Genomic DNA, 648 nt, shown 5'->3' on the forward strand with positions numbered 1-648 from the left:
AGAGTGGAACTACACCATCGCTCCCCGGGCGGAAAACAACGTACTTAATTTGGCGTGATTCCTTAGGTAAACAACGGCAAGGTAGAACAGACTGCGAACGGTACTCAGGAATTAACGTCGCCGTCCCCTTTTACGCCAAGAGCAGCATAAAGGGCGGTCTTTCCAACCTTGATCCGTGCGGCGGCCTCACGAACCGTGAGCCCCTGAGCGAGCAACGCGTTTGCCCGACGGAGCTTGTCTTCGGTCACCACCGGCGTGCGCCCGCCCTTCCGTCCGCGGGCAACGGCGGCGACCAAGCCGGCGCGGGTCCGTTCGCGAATGAGATCACGCTCGAATTGGCCGAGAGCGCCGAAGATGTGAAACACCAGCCGGCCGCCGGGGGTGGTCGTGTCGATCGCCTCGGTCAGAGACCGAAAGCCCACACCGCGCGCCTCCAACTGGTTCACCGTTTCGATCAGGTGCGGAAGAGATCGGCCGAGACGGTCGAGCTTCCAGACCACCAGGATGTCGCCACTTCGGGCGAACGCGATGGCCGCCGCCAGCCCCGGTCGATCAGCCTTGGGCGCCGGGCCAAAATAGACGAATCGATAGGAGGGTGCGCGGTAGGGGATTCTCGGCGGGAGTCGGGAGCTGTAGACTGGCTCATCA

At 62.7% G+C, this 648-nt stretch carries 1 protein-coding gene; it reads right to left on the bottom strand.

Features of this window, described 5'->3' with window-relative positions:
* Positions 1-104: 104 nt before the first annotated feature.
* Positions 105-648, bottom strand: a 544-nt coding sequence (locus tag EJ903_RS26435) for a recombinase family protein (protein ID WP_148105326.1), incomplete at its 5' end; no start/stop codon positions are given.

The organism is Azospirillum griseum (genome assembly GCF_003966125.1).
In the GTDB taxonomy this organism is placed as follows: Bacteria; Pseudomonadota; Alphaproteobacteria; order Azospirillales; family Azospirillaceae; genus Azospirillum; species Azospirillum griseum.